Here is a 24258-nt window from a genome sequence, read left to right on the forward strand (position 1 = left end):
GCGGTTTACGATCCACGCTTCCTTCCCACGCTCGGTCGCCCTCACGCAGTTGCGCTTCACTTCGTTCGCTGTGATCAACTTACGGCGGGACTTCCACCCGCAGGAGTGCGCCCATGCTGGGCGCACACAACAAAGCGGCCAACCGGCCGCTTTGGAACCCGCTTACGATCTTACTGCGCAGCTGTGATCAGGGCTCATGTGCTGCTCGAAATCCTCATGTACAACAGTACATTCCGGTTTCTGCGCTGCGCTTCACCCTGCTGACAGCTGCTCGTGACGGATCGTAAACAGGTTCTTAGAGAGACTTCAGGGTGCTGACGGGCTTTTTTTCGATGCTTCTGGGGCTTCGATTTTCTCCAGGCCCGACATATCGAGACTCTTCACGTCGATTTCGTCATCATCCACTTCTACTTTATCGCCCAGCTGAAGCGGCACAGGGGGCCGTCCATCCCACACAAGGCTATAACGGCGTTGCAAATAGCTATCACGAACAAAGGCATATTCATCGCCAAAAGCCGCTGCGTGCATGGTTTCCTCAACTGGCAGCAACTGCGCACGCCGCTCTACCAGATTCAGTCCACCCATACTATTTACAGTCGCTGAATCGTGTATATGGCGGGTTGGCGAGAGGTAATAAATACCGTAATAGTCAGTGGTATCACGCAAGGTTTTGGGGCCAAGCAAAGGCAACATCAGATAAGGGCCGGAACCCACACCCCAAAAGCCCAGTACCTGACCCAGGTCTTCATTATGCTTAGGCAGGCCCGGCGCCATGGAAGCAATATCTATCAATCCACCCAAACCCAGGGTGCTATTGAAAATAACCCGGCCAAAATCAGTAGTGCCCTGCCGCCATTTACCTTGCAGGAAATTCGACGTGCCAATATAGACATCGCCCAAATTTCCAAAGAAATTACTCACTGCCGTACGCACCGGGCTAGGCGTAACAGCGACATAACCGCGTGCTACTGGTTTGAGTACCGCCTTATCTACCGCAACATTAAAGGCGTATACCTTGCGATTAACGGGTTCAAGCGGGTCGTAATGATTGGCAGGAGTAGCGCAAGCCGCAAGCAAAAGGGGGCTTAATAATAAAGGCAGGGAGTAACGCATATTTATCCAGTAAGTCGGCAACAGGCCGTACATCCGGCTTAATCATTCGAAAACTGCAAAAATTCCTCGACCCCATAAAGCGTGGCCAAGCTCAATAAGCTGGCGGGAGGCTGACGAAACTGCAACTGCCGCCCAGCAGCAGCGGCTGCACGCCGCCACTGCAAAAGCAGGCTAATTGCCGTCGAATCAACTTCGCTGACACCAGCCAAATCCACTACCAGAGTAGACTGGCGCAGCTGATCAGCAAACTCTCTCTCAATGCGGCAGATAGAATCCAACACTAAGCCACCGGTAAGAGTTATCACTGCTGTCATCTTACTTGGCCGATGTCTTTGCGGGCTGAGCGGCATTCCGGTCAACCAACGCCTTGATCAAACCATCAATCCCATCCTTCTGGATAGTCTGATTAAAGCTGGTACGGTAGTTGGTAACCAAGCTCACACCTTCGACGGCCACATCATAAACTTTCCAGCCATTGGCGGTTTTCAGCAAGCGATAGTCAATCGGGAAAGGCTGGCCACTGGCAGTAATCACTTCGGTACGTACGGTGGCGTCAGTATCCGTATCAGCCATTTTAACCGGCTTCACATTGATATCCTGCACCTTGTTGGCACCAATTGCAGTTGAATAGGTACGAATCAACAGCACGCGGAACTCACGAACCAATGCAGCCTGTTGGTCAGGCGTAGCCTGACGCCAATATTTCCCCACTGCCAGTGCAGTCAAACGATTAAAGTCAAAGCTAGGCAAGACCTTGGCTTCCACCAAGTCACGGAAACGCTTGTCGGCTGGCGACAGGTTTTCCTTTTTCATGACTTCCAGGACATCCTTGCTGGTGGTACGTACCAGCTGTTCAGGCGCCGGCACGTCTGCTGCCACAGCACTCAACCCGGTTAGCAATAAGATACAACCAAAAAATTTACGCATTTTCATTTCCTGTTATTGGGCGGATTTCGCCTCAGGGGCATTTTCCGCAGCCTTGCTGAACATGAACTTACTAATCAGCTGTTCCAGCACAATTGCCGATGAAGTCAGAGTGATGCGATCACCATTCTTCAACATGGTTTCTTCAGCGCCGGGTGTCAGGCCGATGTATTGATCGCCCAAAATACCGGAAGTCAAAATCTCGGCAGAGGCGTCTTTGCTGAACTGGTATTGCTGCTCGACATCCATCGTCACATTGGCGCGATAGGTTTTCGGGTCGAGCTGAATTGCGGAAACCCGGCCGACCAGAACGCCAGCGCTTTTTATCGGCGCTTTGGCTTTCAAACCGCCGATATTGTCAAACGATGCGGTAACCCGATAAGTAGCGTGGCCAGCCGTAGAAGAAACGTTGCTCACCCGCAAGGCGAGAAAGGCCAATGCAGCCAAACCCAGAACTACAAACAAGCCGACCCAAAAGTCGTAGAAGCGGCGATTCATCAAACACCTCGGAACATAAAAGCGGTCAGGATGAAATCCAGACCCAGAATGGCAAGTGAAGACGTAACCACGGTGCGGGTAGTAGCACCGGATACCCCTTCAGCTGTCGGTGGCGCATCGAAGCCCTCAAAAACAGCAATCATGGACACAGCAACGCCGAATACCAGGCTCTTGATCAGGCCATTGCCAATATCGTTGTAGAAATCAACCTGCGACTGCATCTGCGCCCAAAACGAGCCTGCATCCACGCCAATCAGGACAACACCTACCAAATAGCCGCCTAAAATACCCATCGCAGAAAACAGCGCCGCCAGGATGGGCATCGACAACACCCCTGCCCAAAAACGCGGCGCCACGACACGCGCCAGGGGGTCAACCGCCATCATCTCCATAGCGGCCAACTGCTCGGTTGCCTTCATCAGCCCGATTTCCGCCGTAATGGCAGAACCCGCACGGCTGGCGAACAACAAGCCCGCCACAACCGGACCTAGTTCACGCAGCAAACTAAGTGACACCAGCACACCAAGTGCTTCGGAAGCACCAAAACGCTGCAAGGTGTCGTATCCCTGCAAGCCCAGCACCATGCCCACAAACAAGCCGGACACCAGGATGATCACCAACGACAACACGCCCGTGAAATAGACCTCACGGATGATGAGGTTGAAACGGCGGAAAGTGGTACCAGAGTGCCAGAATACCGCGCTGAAAAAACGAAAACCAAAACCTAACTTGATCAGGGCATCCACCAACGGCGAGCCAATACCGCGAACGCGAGCACTAAGCCAGTCAAGCATTTTGCAATCCCATCAACTCTTCTGCATACGATTTGGCTGGATACTGGAAAGGGACCGGGCCATCAGGCAGGCCGCCAACAAATTGACGGACAAAGGGTTCCGCAGACGCCCGGATTTCATCCGGCGTCCCTTCCGCGACAATTGCGCCTTCTGAAACAAAATAGATGTAATCGACAATCTGCAACGATTCGACCACATCATGCGTCACCAATATGGAGGTAGCGCCCAGCGCATCATTTAGCTTGCGGATCAGCTGCCCGACAACACCCAGCGATATGGGATCAAGACCCGCAAAGGGCTCGTCATACATCATCAACATGGGATCAAGCGCAATCGCCCGCGCCAACGCCACCCGCCGCGCCATACCGCCAGACAATTCCGATGGCATGAGCTTGGCTGCGCCACGCAGCCCTACCGCATGCAGCTTCATCAGCACAAGGTCATGAATCATGCTTTCAGGCAGATCGGTGTGCTCCCGCATCTGGAAAGCAACGTTGTCGAACACCGACATATCGGTAAACAAAGCGCCAAACTGAAACAACATGCCCATCTTGCGCCGCAGCGCATACAGGCCGTCCGAATCCAGTTCATGAACCACCTTGCCCGCTACCTGAAGTTGGCCCTTGGATGGTTTGACTTGACCTCCGATGAGACGCAGGAGGGTGGTTTTACCACAACCAGACCCCCCCATGATGGCGACAACCTTCCCCTTGGGAATCGTCAGGCTGATTCCTTTCAGGATGGTACGGGTGTCATAGGCAAAGGTGACGTTGTCAATAACGACAAGGGGATCTGCAGACACAAAAGTAGTGCTCAAAGGCATTGGGGGGAATGGATTCTAGGTTAAGGGAGATTGCGACACCAATTCGGGATAACCGTTCATGTTGCAGTGCGACAACATTATCGCACCATTGCGAAGTTAATATCAGGGCAAATGCTAGGATCATATTGAAATGATTGAGCATAGCGGCCCTACTAGACATATCTTTCCAAAATGCTGCCGTTCATCTGGTTTTCAATATCCTGCTATTTCCCAAGGCTCAGTACTAATACCAAATACGCCCCTTAGGGGCAAAACCATTCGATGAAAAACACTGCGTCGTAGCACGCTAAATATAAATAACCCGTTATACCGCGCCGGGCGAAAATTAGATTCGCGCCCCAAAATGCGGCAGTACAACCGGGAACGTAAGTCAATCAACCCTGGTGACCATGTTCAAACCCAAACCCGGACTACTACTGGTTGACGACGATCCGCTGATCCGCGAGACCTTGAGTCTTGTCTTGTCGCGCGATTTCGACGTCCATAGCGCCGCATCAAGGCCGGAAGCTATTTCACTTACCAGCCAACCTGGTTTTCTACCCGCATTGGCACTCGTCGATCTTGGGCTGCCACCCGATACACACCATGCCGATGAGGGATTTCGCCTTATCGTCGAACTCAAAGCGCTGCGACCCGACCTGCAAATCCTGGCGCTGTCTGGTCAGACAGGAGAACAACAGGCGCGTCACGCACGCACGCTGGGTGCGATCGACTTCATCGCCAAACCTGCTGAGCCAGATAAAATCAGGGCCTTGTTGTTTCAAGCCCTGAACTGGCGCAGTGCCGACGCAAGTATCGCACCACAGGTCTTTGTCGACGGCTTGCTCGGTTGCAGCGCCTCCATGGAGAAACTGCGGCGGCAAGTACATCAATTCGCCAGCGCGCCGTTTCCGGTTTTAATCAGCGGGGAATCCGGCTCCGGCAAGGAAGTGGTAGCCCAAGCCCTGCATGCTGCGTCATCGCGCGCTGCAGCCCCTTGCTTGGCGCTCAATTGCGCCGCGCTGTCAGAAAGCCTGATCGAAGCCACATTGTTCGGCCATGCGAAAGGTGCATTCACGGGCGCAATGAACGCCAGGGCCGGTTACTTCGAAGAGGCCGGCGAGGGCACGCTTTTCCTCGACGAAATAGGCGACCTGCCAGTCGGGCTGCAAGCAAAGTTGCTACGGGTGTTGGAAAACGGCGACTTTCAACGACTGGGCGAAACACAAAACCGCCACAGCCACGCCCGCATCGTAGCAGCCACCAACCGTGATCTGCGCAGCCTGGCCCGTACTGGCGCATTCCGCAGCGACCTTTACCATCGACTCTCGGTGCTGAATATCGAAACGCCTGCCCTAAGGGAATTGGGCGAGGATCGGCTGCTGCTGCTAAAACACTTTCTGACGCGTTATGCCGACCAATTGCATAGCGCCCCGTTCTACCTGGATGACGCAGCCTGCCAGGATTGGCTGCGCTATAGCTTCCCCGGCAATGTACGTGAGTTGCGCAATATCACGATTCGCCTTCTCGCCAAATATCCCGGTCAGCAGGTAGGCAGTGCCGAGCTGCGGGAAGAGTTGGATATGGATTTCGTGAAGCCGGACAACAACGCAGCAGAACCGGGGATTCACCAACGACTGGCCAGCAGCCCAGACTTCAAGCTCGATCAATGGTTGGCCGAGCAGGAACAAGCGTTTATCCAAGCGGCGCTACAGTTGGCAAACGGCAGCATGAGCCAGGCGGCAAAGCTGCTGGGGTTAAACCGGACAACGCTCTACAGCAGATTGGGCGGCCAAACGCAGAGGGATGGAAAAGCTGATGTACCTTGAGCACTTCGGGTTGGCAGAGCCACCGTTTCGGATTACCCCTCACACCGAATTCTTTTATCAAGGTGCCGAGCGCGGCACGACGCTGGAAGCGCTCCAATACGCCATTCTGCATGGCGAAGGGCTGGTGAAGCTGACGGGCGAAGTCGGAGCAGGGAAAACCATGCTGTGCCGGGTGTTGATGGAACGCCTGCCTCCCAATATCGAACTGGCCTATCTGGCCAACCCCAGTCTAAGTCGCGATGAGATCCTGCTGACGATCGCCGATGAATTGAAGCTGGACCTCGCCAATACCCATAACCGTATCCGCGCCTTGCAGGATGCGCTGATCGCACGCTATGCGGCCGGTCGGCAGGTAGTGGTATTGATCGACGAGGCACACGCCATGCCGGTGGAGAGTCTGGAAGAAATTCGCCTGCTTTCCAATTTGGAACACGGCCATCACAAGCTGATGCAGATTGTCCTGGTAGGCCAACCTGAGCTGGATACAAAGCTGGGTGAACAGCATATGCGCCAACTGCGCGAACGCATCACCCATAGCTTCCAACTCGCCCCCTTACGCCAGAGAGATGTGGGCGAATACCTGATGTTCCGTATGCGTACTGCCGGCTATCGAGGGCCTAACCTGTTTACCCCTCGCGCAGAGAGGATGATCGCAAAGGAATCCGAAGGGCTGACACGCAGACTCAACATCTTGGCGGATAAGGCCCTGATATCCGCCTTTGCGGCTGGGCACCATCAAATCGGCATCATTGAAGCGCGTGCCGCCATAAAAGACAGCAATTTCCGCCAGCGCACACGGGGCATATGGCACAAGTCCGCCATGACACTTGGCATCTTGTTGTTGGGCTTGCTGACTGGCGCAGCTGGGGCGCACTGGCTGGACCTGCCCGCCCAATTCATTAAACACACCGCCAACGTCAAGCCAGCCAAAGCTGCCCCACCCGCCATCCACCCGGCTCCGCAGCAGCCCACGCTCACAGTCACGCCCGCACCACCGTCAGCCCCCCCTATCGACCCCACCACTGAATCAGCCCCGACACCAGAGGCCCAAGCTGCGCCCTTGAGTCCGCAAGCGCCAGAGTCATTGTTTATTGCGCGCCTAGAAGAAAGCCGCAACGTCATGAGCCGGCAATCGGCAGAGCACTACACAGTCCTGCTTTCCGCCGCCCCGCGCGATGCCCGCAAGGAACTGGCTAATCTCTTGGTCCAGGCAGCCCGCAAACTACCTATCGACGGGCTTTACCTTTACCCAACCACCAACCGGAATGGAGTGCCCTACTACGGCCTCAGCTATGGCGTGTTTACCGACCAGGCCAGTGCGGCGCAGGCCCTGGCAAAGCTACCGGAAGAATTAAGGCGGGATCACCCCTTGCTACGCAGCATTGGTGGCATACGTTCGGAAATGTGGAGAGAGTGAGTTTTATCTATAAATCAAAAAGTTCTATATGGGACTTAATGTGCTGACGCAGGAATCAAAAAACCCCATAGGGCACCCCCACGCTATGCGACGTCTCGTGCTCATCGCCCCCCTCCTGCTCTTTGCCGGTTGCGCCACCCACCCCCTATCCGTGACGCCGGGCCGTCATGCCCAAGCACCAGCCCTACGGCCACAAGATTTACCTGCGACGGTAGATCGCCCCAACTTCCTTCCACCGCCTTCAGCCAACGCCAAGGCAGACACCTATAGCGTTGTCGTCAGCAATGTGCCGGTGCGCGACCTGTTATTTGCACTAGGCCGTGACGCCAAGCTGAATGTAGATGTTCATCCGCTGATCAAGGGCAATGTCACGCTGAATGCGCTGAATCAGACCATGCCGCAAATCCTGGACCGGATTACCCGCCAGGTAGACATTCGCTACACGCTGGAGAACAGCGTGTTGGTCATTCAACCGGACAGCCCATTCGTCAAAAGCTACAGCGTCGACTACGTCAATGTGGCGCGCAGTGCACAGGGCAAGGTGTCGATCTCCACCTCGGTGGCGGCAACGGGAGGATCGGTCAGCGGCGGAGGTGGCAGTGCCGAAGGTCGCAATAGTTCGAACACCGAAGTCAGCAATGTTGCAGAGAACAAGTTTTGGGAAAGGATGGAAACCAATATCCGCGAGTTGATTCTTTCCACCCGGCGCGCCGCAGCGCAAGAAAAGCGAGAACGTGAAGCGCAGGAAGCAAAGGAGAACCAAGTACGGAATGCCGAGATGATCGAGCAAAAAGCGGAGAGTGACCGCCGCAGACAGGAAGACCGACTGAAAGCCGCCCAGGCGGTGGCGCAAGCCGGAGCCGGCGCGCCCCAACTTTTGTCGATGGTCATCGGCAATAACGCCCAGGGCGCCAACGCAGACATCGATCAAACCGGTATTGATGTCTTTATCCACCCCGAAACCGGTGTGGTAACGGTGAATGCTACTGCCCGCGAACACACCAAAGTGCAGGAATACCTTAACCGCGTCAGTGCGGGTGCTCGCCGACAGGTCCTGATCGAAGCCACGATTGTTGAAGTCACGCTGGGCGATAGATACCAGGCCGGGATCGACTGGAGCGTTCTCAAGACGCAGGACAATCGGCTCAACTACAGCCAGGACCTGACTGCCAACAAATTCGCCACCTCCCCTCTGGCGCTGCTGACTTACACAAAGACTGCCAGCAGCCTGTTGAACGGTAGCAATTTCACCGCCACCATCAAACTCCTGGAGCAGTTCGGCAAGACCAAGGTGCTGTCCAGCCCGAAAATCATGGCGCTAAACAACCAAACCGCACTCTTGAAAGTGGTGGATGAGCGGGTGTACTTCAACGTCAAGCTGGAAGTCACAGAAGCCACCACCACCACTCCCGAACGCCGCGAATACACCTCAGAAATACGTACCGTGCCGGTGGGTGTAGTGATGAGTGTTACCCCTCAGATTGGGGAAAACGCCATGGTTTCACTCAATGTACGCCCTACCATTTCGCGTATCACCGGCTACAAAATCGACCCCGCACTGCGATTGACAGGGAGCACCGTAGACAACGAGGTCCCAGAAATCCAGGTTCGTGAACTGGAGTCAACCCTCAAGCTGGCCGATGGCCAAATGGCCATACTTGGTGGCTTGATACAGGACAACATCCAAACCAGCCGAGTCGGCTGGCCTCTGCTCTCGCGCCTGCCATGGGGCATCGGTGATTTGTTCAGCTATCGCGACGACAGCGCCGGCAAAACTGAGTTAGTGATCTTCATGCGGCCGGTGGTCATACACGACCCCAGCCTGAATGGTGACCTGCATGAATATCAACAATACCTGCCCAAGGAGGACTTCTTCAACCGCCCTGCCGACGAGATTTCCGTCTTTAAAAGCGGCCTGACAGCACACTAGGGGGCACAGTAATGAGCTTGTTGCTGGACGCCCTGAAAAAAGCCGAAGAAGCCAAACGGCTGAAACAGGCCGCCGAACAAAACGGCGATAGCCCACCCTTGTCTATTACCGCAGCGCCCGCCAGCGAGCAGGCGACTACCGCCGACTTTCCCGACCTTGACCTCCAGCCAATCAACGAGCCCGAGGAGGCTGCGCTCCCCCAGATTCAAGCGCCCGAGCCCATCATCGTCCCCACTTACACCGGCCTTAGCCTGACAGAAGCCGAACTAACACCTGTGGAAGCAGAGACAGCACCGCCATTGCTGCAACATGTCCATGTGCCCGAAGAGACCCTTCCCCCTTCCAGTGACTTGGCGTTGTCAGAACCCTCGCTAGCATCGCCCCCATCACCCCCGATGCCAGACATCGAACCACTCGCATCCCCCGAACCCATCCCTGTGGCAGGTGATGCTGAAGCATTTGTTGCCGCGCCTTTAGCCACCAACACTGCCGAGTCTAAGGTCGAACAGCCCACCACGTCCCAACCTTCCTCTCAGCCCGTCGCCACAAACAACCCTCCACCGTATAAAACAAATGCGCGCCCAAAACGCCAATCCAAATTAATACTCATCGCGGGCCTACTGCTGCTTTGTTTTTGCGCCGCGGTTGGTTGGCTTTGGTGGTTGCAGCAACAACCGGCAAGCGGATTGCTGCTGGCGGCGCCAACTGAAACATCAGAAGCCCCGATTTCCAGCACCGATACTGCGCAAATCGGGGCAGAAGTGGAAGTACCAGCGGCACAGGAACCCTCATCGGCTACTCCGAGCGAGCCACCACCCACTGAAAATCCCGCCTCACCGCCAGCTTCATCCAAAGCCACAGCATCGCCGGCTACCGAGCCCGCAAAGCCCCGCACCCGACGTGCAGGGACACCATCCCAGCACGACAGGGCCAGCATTATTGAGCCCACCCCCCCAAAGGAAGGGCAGCAGGATGTTCGCTTTATCCGCAATCAGCCTCAAGCCGGTGTTGCGGTGCTGGTCAACCAAGCGTATCAAACATTCGAACAAGGTGATTTCACCAAAGCGGGCGAGCTATATCGGCAGCAACTGGGCCTGGAGCCCAAAAATCGTGACGCCCTGCTTGGGTTAGCCGCCGTAGCGCTCAAGCAGGGTAGGCTGGGCGAAGCACGCGCGGCCTACCAGCGATTACTGAGCGATAACCCGCGTGATGCGCTCGCCCAAGCCGCGTTGACCAGCTTGGCGCAGGATAACGATGCGGAAAATAGCGAAAGCCGGCTCAAAAACCTTTATACCGAACGCCCAAGTGCCGATGTTGCCGCTGCCTTGGGCAGCCTGCTCGCCAAGCAAAACCGTTGGCGTGAAGCACAGGATTACTACTTCAAAGCCCATACCGCCGACCCTGATCAGCCAGATCATGCCTTCAACCTGGCTGTCAGCCTTGATGCCCTTGGCGAACGCCCGCTTGCCCGTACCTACTACCAACGTGCTCTCGACCTCGCGCAAAAAAAACCGGCGAGTTTCGACCCGATTGCAGCGATTCAGCGCCTGAACTCACTGAGCTCACCATGAGCCAAGCGCCAAAGACACTTCCGCTTGGCGAATTGCTGGTGGTCAAAGGCGTTATCAGCTCCGACCAACTGCACATTGCCCTCACCGAACAGAAAAAATCGGGCTCCCAGCTGGGCAAGGAGCTGGTGCGGCTCGGTTTTGTCTCCGACGCGACACTGCGCGAGTCGCTGTCGGAAAACCTGGGCCAGGTTTCGGTCGATCTATCGAATGTCCTACCCACGGCCAACGCCATTGCGCTGATTCCCAAGGATGTCGCCAAACGTAATCTGATGCTGCCCTTAGCGCTGGATATTGAAACCAAGAAGCTGACGGTAGCGATGGCCAACCCAAACAACCTGGTCGCACTGGACCAGGTACGGACGCTACTGCGTAATACCTACGAGCTGATGCCGATGCTGGGGGCAGAAGCCGACATCATTCGCGCCATCGACCAGTATTACGGTTTCGAACTTTCCATTGACGGCATCCTGCATGAAATAGAAACCGGGCAGATTGATTACATCAGCCTGTCCAATGTCGATGCTGAATATAGCCAACCGGTTGTTCGGCTGATCGACGCGCTGCTGGCCGACGCGGTACACCGAAGCGCATCGGATGTGCACTTCGAGCCCGAACAGCAATTCGTGCGTATTCGTTACCGCATAGATGGCGTGTTGCGGCAAATCCGCAGTCTGCACAAGACCTATTGGCCAGCGATGGTGGTGCGCCTGAAAGTCATGTCGGGCATGAATATCGCCGAAACACGGGCGCCGCAGGATGGCCGTATCTCACTGGGTATTTCGGGCCGGCAGCTCGACTTCCGTGTCGCCGCGCAGCCTACCGTACATGGCGAAAACGTTGTGCTACGAATTTTGGACCGTCACAAGGGTTTGGTGCCACTGGATCACCTGGGCCTGCCGGACGACAACCTTCATCTGCTGAAACTGATGATCGCGCGCCCTGAAGGCATCATCCTGGTAACCGGCCCGACCGGTTCGGGCAAGACCACCACGCTGTATTCCATACTCAGCCATATCAATAGCGAAGGGGTCAACATCATGACCCTGGAAGACCCAGTGGAATATCCGCTGCCAATGATCCGTCAAACTTCTGTCAGCGAAAAAGTGGATTTCAGCAGCGGTATACGTTCCATGATGCGACAAGATCCGGACATCATCCTGGTCGGTGAAATCCGCGATAAGGACACGGCCGAGATGGCTTTCCGCGCTGCCATGACTGGGCACCAAGTCTATTCCACCTTGCATACTAACTCCGCTGTCGGTGCTATTCCACGGCTGCTCGATATTGGCGTACTGCCTGACATCATGGCCGGCAACATCATCGGCGTTATCGCACAACGATTGGTACGCAAACTCTGCCAGAGCTGCAAGGTAGGCAAGAAGGCTGACGATTTCGAACGCCATATACTGGGTATGGACAGCGCACAATCCTTGGTGCTCTATCAACCACAAGGCTGCTCCAAATGTGACAACCAGGGCTACAAAGGCCGATTATCCATTCTGGAAATTCTCAAATTCGATGGCGATCTGGACGAACTCATCGCTCATCGTTCCACCACACGTGAAATCCGCTTACGCGCCCTGGAGAAGGGCTTCCGCCCCCTGGCGGAAGATGCAATCCGCAGGGTATTGGAAGGCATTACTTCACTCGACGAAATTGCCCGAGTGGTCGATCTAACGGATCGCATCTGATGCAATTTCAATATCACGCCATCGACCAGACGGGTAAACACAATCGCGGGCGATTGGAAGCCAGTAACGTCATTGACTTGGAAGCCCGTTTGACACGCCTGGGCCTCGATTTGATAGATGCCAAGGCAGTTCGTGCGCGCACCAGCTTGTTCAGCAAACAAAAAGTCGCGCGTAGCGAGCTGATCACCTTCAGCTTCCATATGGAACAGATGACACACGCCGGCGTCCCTTTGCTCTCGGCGCTGGGCGACTTGCGCGACAGCCTTGAGCAAAGTTATTTCCGCGAAGTCGTCGCCAATCTGATCGAGGATATTGAAGGCGGCAAGCAGCTTTCACAAGCGCTGGCAAATCATCCACAAGTGTTTTCCGGCGTATTCGTCAACCTGATCCAAGCTGGCGAAAGCAGCGGACGCCTGCCCGAGGTATTAAAAAACCTGGTCGAAACACTGAAGTGGCAGGACGAACTTTCCGCACAGACCCGCAAGCTCTTGATGTACCCCCTCTTTGTGGGTTCGATCATCCTCCTGGTGATTGGATTCCTGCTTGGCTGGCTGGTGCCCAAGCTCGCGGGGTTCATTCAGAACATGCAGCAGGAATTACCCTGGAATACCAAACTCCTGATTTCACTTTCCCACCTCCTTACTGATCAGCCACTGCTTGTCATCATGGTTTTGGCCAGCCCGTTTCTGGGATGGTGGGTATGGAAAATCAGCGATCCAAACTATCAGCTGCGGGCAGACCGCCTAAAACTGCGTTTGCCCTATATCGGCCCGGTATTGGAAAAGATCATGCTGGCGCGTTTTGCCAACTACTTCGCCCTTATGTACGGCGCTGGTATCGCCATTCTGGAAAGTATCCAGATTCTTGAAGGCGTTGTGGGCAACACGTTTATGGCACAGGGTTTGCAGAACGTACGTGGGCAGATCAGCGAAGGCCAGGGCGTGGCCACCAGTTTCGAACGGGTACGGCTTTTCCCTCCCTTGGTGATTCGCATGCTGCGGGTGGGGGAAAGCACAGGGGCGTTGGATAGCGCACTCGCAAATGTCAGCTACTTCTATAACCGCGATGTCAAGGAATCGATTGAACGGATACAAGCCATGATCGAACCGGCAATGACCGTGATACTGGGTTTCCTGCTAGGTTCCGTCATGTTGTCGGTGCTGGGCCCGATTTACGACCTACTGACCAAGATCAAATATTGATATGGTACGCCGCAGCTACTTCCTATTCTTGAGCGATACCAGCCTGAGTTTATGGCAAAGTCAGGCCGGCCAAATTCAGCAAGAAGCCAGCTACTCAGCGAATGCTGAAGGGGTAGCTGCCTTCAGTGAATTCGCGACCAAAGCTACCAATGCGCACTGGTACATCCTATTCGACCTGCAAGAAGAGGACTGCCGCGTCGAAACGGTGCCCCACGTCAACGCTAGAGACCGCCGTAAGCTGATCGATCGGCGTTTGACCCAGCTCTACCGGGCATCGCAATACTACAGCACCGCCCATCAAGGCCGCGAAGAGGGCGGCCGCCGGGATGACCGTATCCTGTTTACCGCTGTCAGCAACCCCGTGCCATTGGACATGTGGCTGGAGGTGTTGGTTAAGCAAGAGGCGTTCATCGTCGGGATCTACTCGGTTTCGCTACTCACCGCCCAGCACGCCCACCGCATCACCGGGCTCCCCCCTCGCGTATTGATTATCAGCCGGCAAAACAGCAGCGGTTTGCGCCAAACCTATCTGGCTGATGGCGCAATGCGCTTCTCTCGCCTAACCGTATTGGAAGAGGACTCGGTTGAAGGGCAAGCCAACCAACTTGCAGCAGAGTCGGCCCGTGCCCGTCAATTCCTGGCCAGCCTGCGCGCCATTGAGCGCACGGAAGTGCTGCATATCGTTATGCTCTGCAGTGAGGCAGAACAGAGCTTGTTTCGCGAGGCCTGCCCCGACAGCGAATTGATTCACTACAGTTTCCTGCCCATGCAGCGTTTGGCTGATGCCCTACATGTAAGCTGCGTGCCTAACCTCCGGTTTGCCGAACCGATCTGGCTGGCTTATCTGGCGCGAAAACACCCCAAGAATCAGTACGCACCCATTGCTCAACGTAAACCTTACGTCGCGTGGCAAGTCGGTCGTGCACTCTATGTTTTTGCAGTGCTCATCGTGCTCTTTGGTCTATTTGCCGGCCATTCGTATTGGGACGCCAGCCGCCAGCTGGACCTGGAAAGCCTGGTATTTGCCCAGCGCCAGGCAAAAGCCGATCTGATCTACAACAGTAATGTCCCACCACAGCAGCACGGCAGCTTTACACCCAGCGGCATGAAGAATGTGGTCCAGGCTTACCGCCAGCTGGTTGAAAAGTGGCCCAACCTGGGTAAAACCCTGGTCGAGGTATCGCAGGTTTTCAACAACTATGCGATGTTTGAACTGGACCAGATAGATTGGGAGGTCAGCACCAGCCCCATCCCACGGGCAGACGACACGGAAGCACCGCCACCTACAGCCCCAGCAACAGAGCCGGAACCTGGTGCGCCGGCGGTAGATGCCCAGCGCTACATCATCATGCAGTTTCGTGGTCACTTGCTTGAGTATGAAGATCGTTATCGCCAAGCACTGGATTTGGGCGATGCTCTTGTCCTGTCGTTCGCCATACAAACAGGGGACAAGGCTGAGATCGTACAGCTGCCGCTGGACACCAAGTCGGAAAGCAAAATCGAATTTAATAGCGAACAAGGCCCGGACATTCAAGGCGCACCGCTCGCCGTACGCATCATTCGGCCTCTGCGATCAACGCCAGCAGCGGAGCCCACACCATGAATTGGCAGCTTCGAGATCTAAAACGTATCCGCATACCGTTGGTAGCTGTTTTATTGGCATTCCTCTTGGCTGGCGGCCTAGTGGGCTTGGCCAACTGGATAAGGAATACCGCCATTAATCGGCACAACGGGCTTAGCGCCGCTGCCGATGATGCGGAAGTACGTGCAGCAACCGCCGTGACCGACCGCGCCAACCTGGCAACCTATCAAGCTGAACTGGACCACCTCAAAAAAAATGGGGTGCTTGGGGAGGAACAACGTCTGGCCTGGGTTGAAGCCTTTGCTGCCCAAATCCAGAAGGGCAACCCCGCAGCCATCCATTTACAAATCGAACCCCGTCGTTTGCTCGAAGACCCGCCCAACACGCCAGAGCCGCTGGAGAACGTCCGCTTCTTCGCCAGCAAACTGGAGCTGGAGAGTAAATTACTGCACGAGGGTGATTTGCTGCGAATGCTGGCTGAGATCAGCGCTCTACCCGGGGCAAGCATCATCCGCCAGTGCAACCTCAAGCGTAGCGATGGGAGCGCAACAGCTCGTCCTTATCTACTGGAAATGAAGTGCCACGGTGAACTGATCACGCTGGATACGCCCCCTTCAACCCCAGAAACGCCACCCCAATAACGATCTGCAATAGAGATACCCTATGTCCAGATCCTTCGCTTACCTCAGCATCTATCTCCTTTGCCACTGGGCCGTGGCGGGCACGCTGGATGACGCTGATCTGGGCCGCCTTTTTTTCAACCCCGAAGAACGTTTCGAGCTCAACCACGCTCGACTAGGCACATTCGACGGCCAATCCTTTGGCGATACAAGCAAAACGATACGTCTGGACGGCATACTACAACGACCAGGGAAGCCAGCCGTGCTATGGGTCAATGGCAAACAACTCAAGAGCAGCAGCGTTGCAGGCACCACAGTCCAAACCGCCAGCAACACCGCTACCACCCTTGTCGTGTACCTGCCAGACCAACCCGACGCCCAAGGTATCCTCAAGGTAGGCCAGACGCTAGATCCCGCCAACGGCAATGTCCACGAGGCTTACCAACGTCCCACTCAAAGCGCCAGATTGCTCCTGAAACGCCTGGCCGAGCGTGCCGCCAAATCCCCAGAACACAGAGTAAGCAAGAAACCCGATCCACGTTCGCCCAAGCCATCAAAATAAAAATCCGAAAAACTTTCATGCCCTGGGTTGACGGGCTGCCGCCTTTCCGGTTTAATGCGGCCTCTCTCGACGGCCAGTTAGCTCAGTTGGTAGAGCAGCGGATTGAAAATCCGCGTGTCCGTGGTTCGATTCCGCGACTGGCCACCAGATACAAATCCCTAGCAGTCCAGGGGAGTCCAGAAACCCGCATAGATACTAGCTGTGCGGGTTTTTTCTTGTCCAAGACCATCCCAGGACTTCCTCCTACAGCCACGTTTTTTGCGCCCCCGCTTGTGTCCCTTCTCATCAAATTGATTGAAAATAGGGGCACAAAAACCAATTGAGTTGTTTCAACTGTAGGGACGCAAGATGCCGCGAAAGCTAGGAGCCAAGCTGCTCCGAGATATTGAGATAAAAAATGCAAAGCCTGCTGAAAAGGAATACACCTTAGCGGATGGTGAGGGGCTTTTCTTGGTTGTAACCCCAGAAGGGCGAAGGCGTTGGTTATATCGTTTCCGACTACATGGCAAAGCTGGCAAGCAATGGCTTGGTTACTACCCAGACACCGGCTTAGCAGAGGCCCGTAAAGCCCGCGACGGCGCTTTGGAGAAGGTTGTTGGTGGGGTTGACCCTAGAGTGGCTAGAAAGACCGAGCGTGTGGTTCGTGCTGTTGAAGCGGCTAACACCTTTGAGATGATTGCCCGCGAATGGCACGCATCCCAGCTTGCTCGCTGGTCACCTGACCATGCTGCCAGGGTGATTGAGTCGTTAGAGGCGGATGCATTCCCCATTTTGGGCCAGCTACCCGTTCTACAAATCACCGCCCCCTTAATTCTGGCGACGGTTCGTAAAATCGAAAAGCGTGGTGCTCTAGATACCGCCCAGCGCGTACTCCAGCGTATGGGGTGTGTCATGCGATTTGCCATCGTCACCGGGCGCGCCGAAATAGACCCTACCCACCGCCTTGCCGAGACCTTAACGGCCAAGAAGGTCGAACACCGCCCAGCTTTACCGCGCGAGGAACTGCCAGAGTTCTTCCGCCGTCTGGAAATTGAGCCACTACGCCAACAAACCAAAATCGCTTTGCGCTTGTTGATGCTGACAATGGTACGTCCTGGCGAGTTGCGTGGTGCCCGCTGGGACGAGTTGGACATTGATGCCGCTGTTTGGCGTATTCCTGCCGAGCGCATGAAAATGCGGTCTCCGCATATTGTCCCGTTGTCCAAGCAAGCAATCGGGCTGCTAGAAACGCTCAAGCCGCTTACGGGCCATCGTCAATTGCTATTCCCTTCTCAAACCGATCTGTCTAAGCCAATTAGTGAGAATACGTTAGGTTATGCACTTGGGCGCATGGGTTACAAGGACATAGCAACAGCGCACGGTTTTCGGGCATTGGCTTCAACGGTGCTGAATGAAGAAGGCTTCGATGCGGATGTGATCGAGCGACAGCTTGCGCATGCCGAAAGAAATAAGGTGAGAGCCGCCTATCACCGTTCTGAATACTTGGATGATCGACGAAAAATGCTGCAATGGTATGCAGATTTCCTTGAAAGCCAAATGTCCCTCGGTTTGAATAGGCAATAGGCAGCCTCATCCAGCCTGATTTCCAGGCCTGGGGTTCATTCAGACCTGACTGCTATCCCACTGCCAAATGGTTGCGCCATAGCCCGATGCCACTTCGGGCATGGTTTCGCCTTGTTTGAATGCACGGCGTGAACCGGTTTTGGCAGGGGTGAACCAGAATCCGGCTTGTGGGCAGGGTTGGCCGGCTTCGCAGCGCAGGCGCTGAGGCTCAGATTGCGGGGAGGCTTCTTCTTCCGTTTCGTCGTCGTATTCGTCCTCGACTAGCTCAACGAAGTACCACTTGCAGGGGCGTTTGGTGAAGCTATTACCTGACAGCACGACGGGTGCCCAGCGTGGAACAGTGTCATCGTTCGGCTCAAATGCCCCCACATCTATTTTTTCACCTCGTTTACGAGCAGCAACGGCAAAAGTGGCTATTTTTGTCCCATCGCCCCATAAAGCCTCACGGCCAATGTCTTGCACCATGCGTTGGCCTAAAGCGTTGAACGTTACACACTCAGCCAGTCTTCCATCCTTATTGCCGGTCCAACCAAACTGTAGGGCTCCCAATGGGTCATCTTGTGGCACGTATACGCCGGTTTTGGTGGGCAGCTTGCCACTCTCGGCCTCAATATCCGTGTGTACTTTGAATTTGGGCAGACGAGGGAAAAGCGCAATGTTCTCCTGCCATTCTTCAGAAAAGGAATAATCGTCCAAGGTTCGATTAGGCGAAACGACATAGTCAAGTTTTAAGGCATAGCTGCAAATCGTATCCAGCTGCTTACTGAATTGTTCCTCTTCTTCAGCACTCATCCAAAGTGAGGAATGTTCGCCGAACATGTGAGCACATTGGTTTGCTCCTGTTCTGCCATAGAAATCAGTAGCCCTTAGGGCAATATCTTCTATGGTCGATTTTCTGAAGTCCTCCAGTGCAGGGTAGACACGGGTACTCCAGTTAGCCGAGGTGTCGCGCACGCCCCAGCGATCATTGGTCAGCAGTGCATCCCGGTCTTGGAGCTTAGCCAGCTCCAGCGTGACATCGGCCCCTTTAATCAATGTGTCGATCAGCCCCAGTAAACCTTCCAGGTAAGCCATCGATGTCCAGTGATACAGCAGGGCTGCCTGGCGTTTTTGCCATTTGTTCAGTACAAAAGGCTGGCCTTTACTGAGGGGGTTACCAAATAAATCGGTAGGGGGTGAGGGTGGAGATTTGCGAAACCAGGACATGATTGCTCCTTGCAGCCTTAACGGTTGGTGAGTTGCCCCGGCAAAGCGGGAATGCCAATACGGGCATCGTTCAACTGGGCATCAAAGTCGGTAACGCCCCAATTGGTATCGAAGGGGCCGCGAATATGGGGGTGGTTAATCTGCTCGCGAATGCCGATGTAGGCCGCCTGTTTATCTTCGGGTAGGGCTGCCCATTCAGCACGCGTCAAGCCGGGTGGCTGGAGCTTGGCTTCGCTGTTCATAAAATATCGCGTGGTGTCGAACTCATGCTTTTCGACTTTGAAAACCACCTGATCCCAACCGCCCTCAAGGTGAGCATCGAGGTTTTTTTTGATGTCCTTTACTTGGCTGGCAGCGGGCCCACGCCATGCCTTGATGGTTTGGCCGGCGGGTACTTCCATCACCACAAACTGACTGTCCGGGTTCCAGTCTGGCCACACCGCCAGGTATTTGCGCCAAGCGGCTTTAGGGTCGGGGCTGTTCATGATGTTGACCCATACATCTTCAGGCACCCAGCAATCGCCCATTGCGCCATTACCCGGCGAGGTAACGCGGTAAAACTTGGCCGGCCCTTTCACCTCGATGGCCTTCATGCTATGGAAAGAGGCTATGTTTTTGTCGTTCAATTCAGGCCATTTGTCTTCGCCTTTATTTTTACGCGCGACAATCTCCCTACCTTTTTTGACGTCCTGCTCTGTCCATTTAACCTCTGTTCCTTTACTCAACCAACTAGGTAAGGGTTCGGTGGTTCTCATCAAGGTAATGGCGCGGGCTTCTGGCAGGGTTCCCCTAAAATGCACGTTGTGTGCATCCACAATGCCGCTGCGTTGCAATGCACTTTCGTAGTCGAGCCGCCAAATAATACGATCCAGCATTGCCTGCACGGGTTTGATGGCCGGTGAAATCATTTCATCCGCTTTTTTGCGGACAGCCTGCACCTGCTCCAACGTCTTACGTGCCTTGTCGCCGACCACAGGCATCCAGGTAACCTTGTCTAGCAGGCCTTTTAGTGTGCTGATGCCCTTGTCGAATGCGGTGCGAAGGGCATAAGCGCGGACTTGGCCACGCACAACGCGAATCTGATCGGCCAGCCACTTGAATACTTCATCGACCTTATGCACACGCAGGTATTTCTGCACTTCACGTTTGCGTATCAAGGTGATGACCCAGGTCATGGCATCATCCACGGCTTTCGCCGTCTGCCCACCGCCGTACTTGCGTAAGAACAGGAAAAAGATCTTAAGTACGCCCTTTACCAGACTACCTAAGCTCGGGAATAGGCCGATCAGGGTAAGCGCGAGCCCAACCCATTTCCAAGTGTCATCCTCCCCTTCTTTGCTTTGCGCAATGCCTTTGCAGTTTGCGATCAGGTCTCGAACATCACAGACCTGATCAACTAGCGGCACCATCGATATTGCTGCATCAAAGGCAATCTGCCCGGTTGAGCGATTGTCGTTGAAGTCCCCCTGAATGGCTTCCCACAGCCATGCCCAGGTATTTCTATCTTGCGGGGGGTGCTCGCCGCTTTCCCAAGTAAGCGCGGTGCGGATTTCAGCTTCTGAAGCTGCCATCGTTGGTCAGTCCTTGTATGAATGCGCTCAGCCGAGCAAATCGTTGAGCGGTGCGTAAGGCTTGTCTGTGTCTGGCTTGCGCGGTTTATAGATGATTTTCTTGACCGTTTTGCCGGGCACGCCTTCGCGGCGGGCTTTGCCGTTGTCGTCCAATGTGCCGGTCAATACTGGCCCACCGTCAAAATGGATTTCGTATTCCGCGCCGCCAATGCCATGACCATCGACAGGGTCGCGGTAATCCAGTTCGATCCAATGGGTTGGCGGTTGAGCGGCGGCTTTTTTCGTATCAGCCAGGCCCATTGCCCCGGTGGGTAGGGCAGGCAAACTACCCGCCTCCATGCCCCCCGGCATCGCATCGGAATTGCCCTTCACCATGAACTCGCCACGGGCTTTGAAGGTGATGTTGGTGCCCTTCAATTCCACGGCTGCGCCGCCACCAAACAGGGTGATGCTGTTCTGCGCGGTGATTTCGATGCTGTCGTCGGTGCTGGTGAGGGTGAGGGCTTGTTCGCTGGCGAGGTGGAGCAGGTCGGTATGCGCCGCGAGGTGCAGGTCGCCTTCGGCGGCAATCAGCTTCATGCCACCGTGGTGGGTGAACAGGCCAAGGCGGTTGCCGGCTTGCACGGTGAGGTTGTGCAGCGCGGTGAGCTGCACATCGTTGCGGCCCTGGGCTTGGATGTCGCCACTGGCGTACAGCAGGTGGCTGCCTTCGGTGATGGCGGCCAGGGTGTTGGGGGTTTCGAGGACGGCGGGGCTGTCTTGCAGGGTTTCCACCGGGTCTTTGAGCTGACGGCCGTCGCCTTCAGGGTCGGGCTGCTGGGCGGCTTGGCCGTTGACTGCGCCCGTGTGCTCGCTGATTTGCTGGTGCAGTTGCTTGATGGCGTCCTGGCTGTGAATGGCGAGGGCGTGGTGGGTAGTGGCGGTGTCGCCCAGTTGCTGCACCAGCGTTTCGGCAGCTTTGATCTGTGCCTGGGTGGCGTGGGCGGCCAGCTGGGTCTGGTTGGCCTGGGCTTGGGTATGGCTGCTGAACAGCAGGCCGGCTTCACCGCGCAGGTTGCCCCAGCCATCGGTTCGCAGTTCCACGCCTTCGCCGCGATAGCGCCCACGCTGGGCGGCAAAGGCAGGCTGGGCGACGAGGTGGCCGAGGTTGAGTTCGGTGTCCTGCCGGCTGGTTTTGAGCTGGCTGCGCAGCTGGCCGGGGGTGTCGTCCATCACCCAGCGGTTGTAGTCGGCACCGTCGAGGGTCTGGCTGTGGAAACCGCTGAGGTGGCCGGCGTGGTTGGCGGGGCCATCGTGGCCGGCGGCGTAGGGCGGCGTGGCTTGGTCGTTATAGGCGCTGCCCACCACCAGGGGGCGGTCGATGTCGCCGTCGATAAAGTTGATCAGCACTTCGTCGCCCACGCGGGGGGTGAACTGGGTGCCCCAGTTGGGCCCGGCCAGCCATTCGGCCAGTCGCACCCAGGTAAAGCCGGCTTCGTTGCCGGGGGCGTTGTCGCCGGCAGGGTGGGCCATGCCGCCGCTATTGGGCTGCTTGCCGCGCTGCCAACCAAACTGAACCTTGATGCGATGGTGGCGGTCGCTGCGCAGTGGGGAATCGGCGATGCCCACCACCAGCGCGGTCTGGGTGGGGGCGATGGGCTTAAGGCGTGGCATGGGGGCCAGTGGGCGCTCGATGGCTTGGCAGGTGAGCTGGTGCCGATAGCTACCGGCCTCGACCCCTTTGGCCTGCTGCCCGCCGCCGACATTTGACTGCAGATTATTGGCCCCCTGATGCTGCATGCTGCGCACCACAAAGCGGCGACCGCGGTAGTCGGCGTGGTCGAGCAGGGTGAACACCTGGGCGGGCCGTAAAGCGCGCACCGCGCCTTCGGCAACAAAGCCCTCGGCTGCGCCATCGTAAGCCAGCTGGCGAAGGGTGGCGATGCGTTCGGCTTGTTCGGCATCGTCAAAGCGATAGGCCTCGCTGCCGTCGTAGTCTTCCAGGCTGGCGAGTTCGCCCTTGGGCTGGGTGGATGAAGCGGAGCCGGCCGGGGCATGCAGCTTGCGGTAGTCCCAACTGCTGTGCTGCACGCGCGTGGGTTGGGCTTGGGTCTGGCGTTCAAAGCGGGTGAAGCGGTCGTCCGCCAGCGCGGCGCTGACTTGGCCGAAGCGGAATTCACCGGCATCGTCGAGCTGGGCTTTACTGTCGAAGACATGCAGGCGGCAGCGTGAGAGGGCGCTATCGCCACTCGCCCCGCCTGCTGCATCGAGGTGTTCAAAGACAAAGCTCAGGCCTTCTTCAGCGAACAGACGGCAGATAAAGGCCCAGTCGCTTTCCAGGTACTGGATGCACAGGCTGCGCTTGCGTAACGGTTGTGTCACCGTCTTGCGCCAGTTGGCCTCGGGGTAGTCGGCGAACAGCTCGGTGGCGATGTCGAGCACGGTCTTGTCTTGAAAGACCCAGGCATCCTGGCGGTTATCCAACACGAAGGCCCAGGGCATCAAGGTGACGCGATAGCGGGAAAAGCCGCCATCGCTGCCGATTTCGCTCATCGCCACCACACGGCCATGGCGAAGCATCGGTTTGCCGCTGGGGTCGATGAGGGTGAGCTGCAATTCTTTGTTGCCCCAGTCGGCCATGGCCAGCCCGGCCATTTCAACAATGACATCCACTTCAAAGTGAAACAGGGTGTCCAGCCCCTCTTGCCCCTTGAAGCGTTCGACCAGCACCGGCACCGGGGTGCCATCCAGGCGGATCAGCCGGGCGTGTTGCTGCAGGCTGAGGTTGCCAAGCAGTTTGCCGATGTTGTCTGCGACGGCGCTGTTGGCAAGGCTGCCGAGAGAAGACTGGCCGGCGTGGGTGACGGAAGAAAAGGATGACATAGGGCGCGGCCTGAATGGGTGTTTGCGCGGGATAGTGCGTCATTCCACGCGTGACATCAAGGTACAAGCACCGACGCTTTCGTGCGATTTACCGATAGCTTACTCCCTGCGCGCGCGCTCATATCCCCGCCACGCCCGCGCACTTCATCGGGCGCATTTCATGCACCTGCAAAAATAGGCGAAATCCGCGTCAGTACTGGCGGGGGAAGCGGTCGGATGGGTGCAAAAAATCATGCGTTTTCATGCACTCTAGGCATGCATTTCTGCACATCAGTGATTTGGCCGTTGGGGCTGGGCTGCGTCGGAGTGGGAAAGCGCCCTTTTTAGTACGGTTTCACAACAGCTGTCGTTGATTGCTGACAAAGCTTGCTTACAACTCACTTTGTTGTCAGTGACTGATGTTACGCAGTGCATACGCTAACCTGTCGCCATGAAGAACAAAGAACTCGATTTGTACACCGACTATTTGCTGAGCACGTTTGGTGCGGCGACAGCAACGGGCTTGTCGGCGATGGTAGGTG

The 24258-nt window shown here is 56.0% G+C and carries 20 protein-coding genes and 1 tRNA gene; 12 read left to right on the forward strand and 9 right to left on the reverse strand.

Annotated features, from left to right (window positions below):
* The coding region (locus CSQ89_RS23220) for a hypothetical protein (protein ID WP_233203143.1) at positions 1-187 on the forward strand (187 nt) is incomplete at its 5' end.
* Between the two features lie 119 nt (positions 188-306).
* Here the strand turns inward: CSQ89_RS23220 and CSQ89_RS12835 are convergent.
* The 6 genes from CSQ89_RS12835 to CSQ89_RS12860 are packed head-to-tail and all read right to left on the reverse strand — an operon-like array spanning position 307 to position 4131.
* Entirely contained in the window at positions 307-1113 is an 807-nt protein-coding gene (locus CSQ89_RS12835) for an MlaA family lipoprotein (RefSeq protein WP_158228989.1), read from the reverse strand.
* A gap of 38 nt (positions 1114-1151) precedes the next feature.
* Positions 1152-1418, reverse strand: coding sequence for an STAS domain-containing protein (locus tag CSQ89_RS12840; protein WP_233203144.1), 267 nt, complete (start codon positions 1416-1418; stop codon positions 1152-1154).
* 10 nt (positions 1419-1428) lie between these two features.
* Positions 1429-2040 (reverse strand): MlaC/ttg2D family ABC transporter substrate-binding protein, encoded by a 612-nt coding sequence (locus CSQ89_RS12845; RefSeq protein ID WP_099406548.1) that lies wholly within the window; start codon positions 2038-2040, stop codon positions 1429-1431.
* Positions 2041-2052: 12 nt separating this feature from the next.
* Positions 2053-2535, reverse strand: a complete 483-nt coding sequence (mlaD, locus tag CSQ89_RS12850) for an outer membrane lipid asymmetry maintenance protein MlaD (RefSeq protein WP_099406549.1) — start codon at positions 2533-2535, stop codon at positions 2053-2055.
* Complete coding sequence (gene mlaE, locus CSQ89_RS12855) at positions 2535-3329, reverse strand: lipid asymmetry maintenance ABC transporter permease subunit MlaE (RefSeq protein ID WP_099406550.1); 795 nt, start codon at positions 3327-3329, stop codon at positions 2535-2537. The genes mlaD and mlaE overlap by 1 nt, the downstream gene beginning before the upstream one ends.
* Positions 3322-4131, reverse strand: a complete 810-nt coding sequence (locus CSQ89_RS12860) for an ABC transporter ATP-binding protein (RefSeq protein ID WP_233203146.1) — start codon at positions 4129-4131, stop codon at positions 3322-3324. The genes mlaE and CSQ89_RS12860 overlap by 8 nt, the downstream gene beginning before the upstream one ends.
* A 410-nt stretch (positions 4132-4541) precedes the next feature.
* Between CSQ89_RS12860 and CSQ89_RS12865 the strand changes: the two genes are divergently transcribed.
* The 11 genes from CSQ89_RS12865 (at position 4542) to CSQ89_RS12915 (ending at position 18098) form a co-directional block, all read left to right on the forward strand.
* Positions 4542-5960 carry a sigma-54-dependent transcriptional regulator gene (locus CSQ89_RS12865; protein WP_099406551.1) on the forward strand — a complete coding sequence of 473 codons (1419 nt, stop codon included), beginning with the start codon at positions 4542-4544 and terminating at the stop codon, positions 5958-5960.
* Entirely contained in the window at positions 5950-7377 is a 1428-nt protein-coding gene (locus tag CSQ89_RS12870) for an AAA family ATPase (protein ID WP_099406552.1), read from the forward strand. Before CSQ89_RS12865 ends, CSQ89_RS12870 begins: the two co-directional genes overlap by 11 nt.
* Positions 7378-7462: 85 nt before the next feature.
* Positions 7463-9307 carry a pilus (MSHA type) biogenesis protein MshL gene (gene mshL, locus CSQ89_RS12875; RefSeq protein WP_158228991.1) on the forward strand — a complete coding sequence of 615 codons (1845 nt, stop codon included), beginning with the start codon at positions 7463-7465 and terminating at the stop codon, positions 9305-9307.
* Between the two features lie 11 nt (positions 9308-9318).
* Positions 9319-10878 carry a tetratricopeptide repeat protein gene (locus CSQ89_RS12880; protein WP_099406554.1) on the forward strand — a complete coding sequence of 520 codons (1560 nt, stop codon included), beginning with the start codon at positions 9319-9321 and terminating at the stop codon, positions 10876-10878.
* Complete coding sequence (locus CSQ89_RS12885) at positions 10875-12569, forward strand: GspE/PulE family protein (RefSeq protein ID WP_099406555.1); 1695 nt, start codon at positions 10875-10877, stop codon at positions 12567-12569. Before CSQ89_RS12880 ends, CSQ89_RS12885 begins: the two co-directional genes overlap by 4 nt.
* Entirely contained in the window at positions 12569-13771 is a 1203-nt protein-coding gene (locus tag CSQ89_RS12890; protein WP_233203148.1) for a type II secretion system F family protein, read from the forward strand. Before CSQ89_RS12885 ends, CSQ89_RS12890 begins: the two co-directional genes overlap by 1 nt.
* A gap of 1 nt (position 13772) precedes the next feature.
* Complete coding sequence (locus tag CSQ89_RS12895; RefSeq protein WP_099406557.1) at positions 13773-15374, forward strand: hypothetical protein; 1602 nt, start codon at positions 13773-13775, stop codon at positions 15372-15374.
* A complete protein-coding gene (locus CSQ89_RS12900; protein WP_099406558.1) occupies positions 15371-15994 on the forward strand; it encodes a hypothetical protein in 624 nt (207 codons plus the stop codon). Before CSQ89_RS12895 ends, CSQ89_RS12900 begins: the two co-directional genes overlap by 4 nt.
* A gap of 22 nt (positions 15995-16016) precedes the next feature.
* Positions 16017-16535, forward strand: a complete 519-nt coding sequence (locus tag CSQ89_RS12905) for a hypothetical protein (RefSeq protein WP_099406559.1) — start codon at positions 16017-16019, stop codon at positions 16533-16535.
* A gap of 71 nt (positions 16536-16606) precedes the next feature.
* Positions 16607-16682, forward strand: a tRNA-Phe gene (locus CSQ89_RS12910).
* A 201-nt stretch (positions 16683-16883) separates the two neighbouring features.
* A complete protein-coding gene (locus tag CSQ89_RS12915; protein WP_099406560.1) occupies positions 16884-18098 on the forward strand; it encodes a tyrosine-type recombinase/integrase in 1215 nt (404 codons plus the stop codon).
* Between the two features lie 39 nt (positions 18099-18137).
* Here the strand turns inward: CSQ89_RS12915 and CSQ89_RS12920 are convergent, their stop codons facing one another.
* Genes CSQ89_RS12920 through CSQ89_RS12930 form a run of 3 tightly spaced genes read right to left on the reverse strand, consistent with a single transcriptional unit; the run spans position 18138 to position 23737 of the window.
* Positions 18138-19304 carry a hypothetical protein gene (locus CSQ89_RS12920; protein WP_099406561.1) on the reverse strand — a complete coding sequence of 389 codons (1167 nt, stop codon included), beginning with the start codon at positions 19302-19304 and terminating at the stop codon, positions 18138-18140.
* A 17-nt stretch (positions 19305-19321) separates the two neighbouring features.
* On the reverse strand, positions 19322-20875 hold the full coding sequence (locus CSQ89_RS12925; protein WP_186293328.1) for a hypothetical protein: 1554 nt from the start codon (positions 20873-20875) through the stop codon (positions 19322-19324).
* A 27-nt stretch (positions 20876-20902) separates the two neighbouring features.
* Positions 20903-23737: a type VI secretion system Vgr family protein gene (locus CSQ89_RS12930; RefSeq protein WP_099406562.1), complete on the reverse strand. Its 2835-nt coding sequence runs from the start codon at positions 23735-23737 to the stop codon at positions 20903-20905.
* Between the last annotated feature and the right edge of the window lie 521 nt (positions 23738-24258).

The organism is Chitinimonas sp. BJB300, assembly GCF_002735695.1.
In the GTDB taxonomy this organism is placed as follows: Bacteria; Pseudomonadota; Gammaproteobacteria; order Burkholderiales; family Chitinimonadaceae; genus Chitinimonas.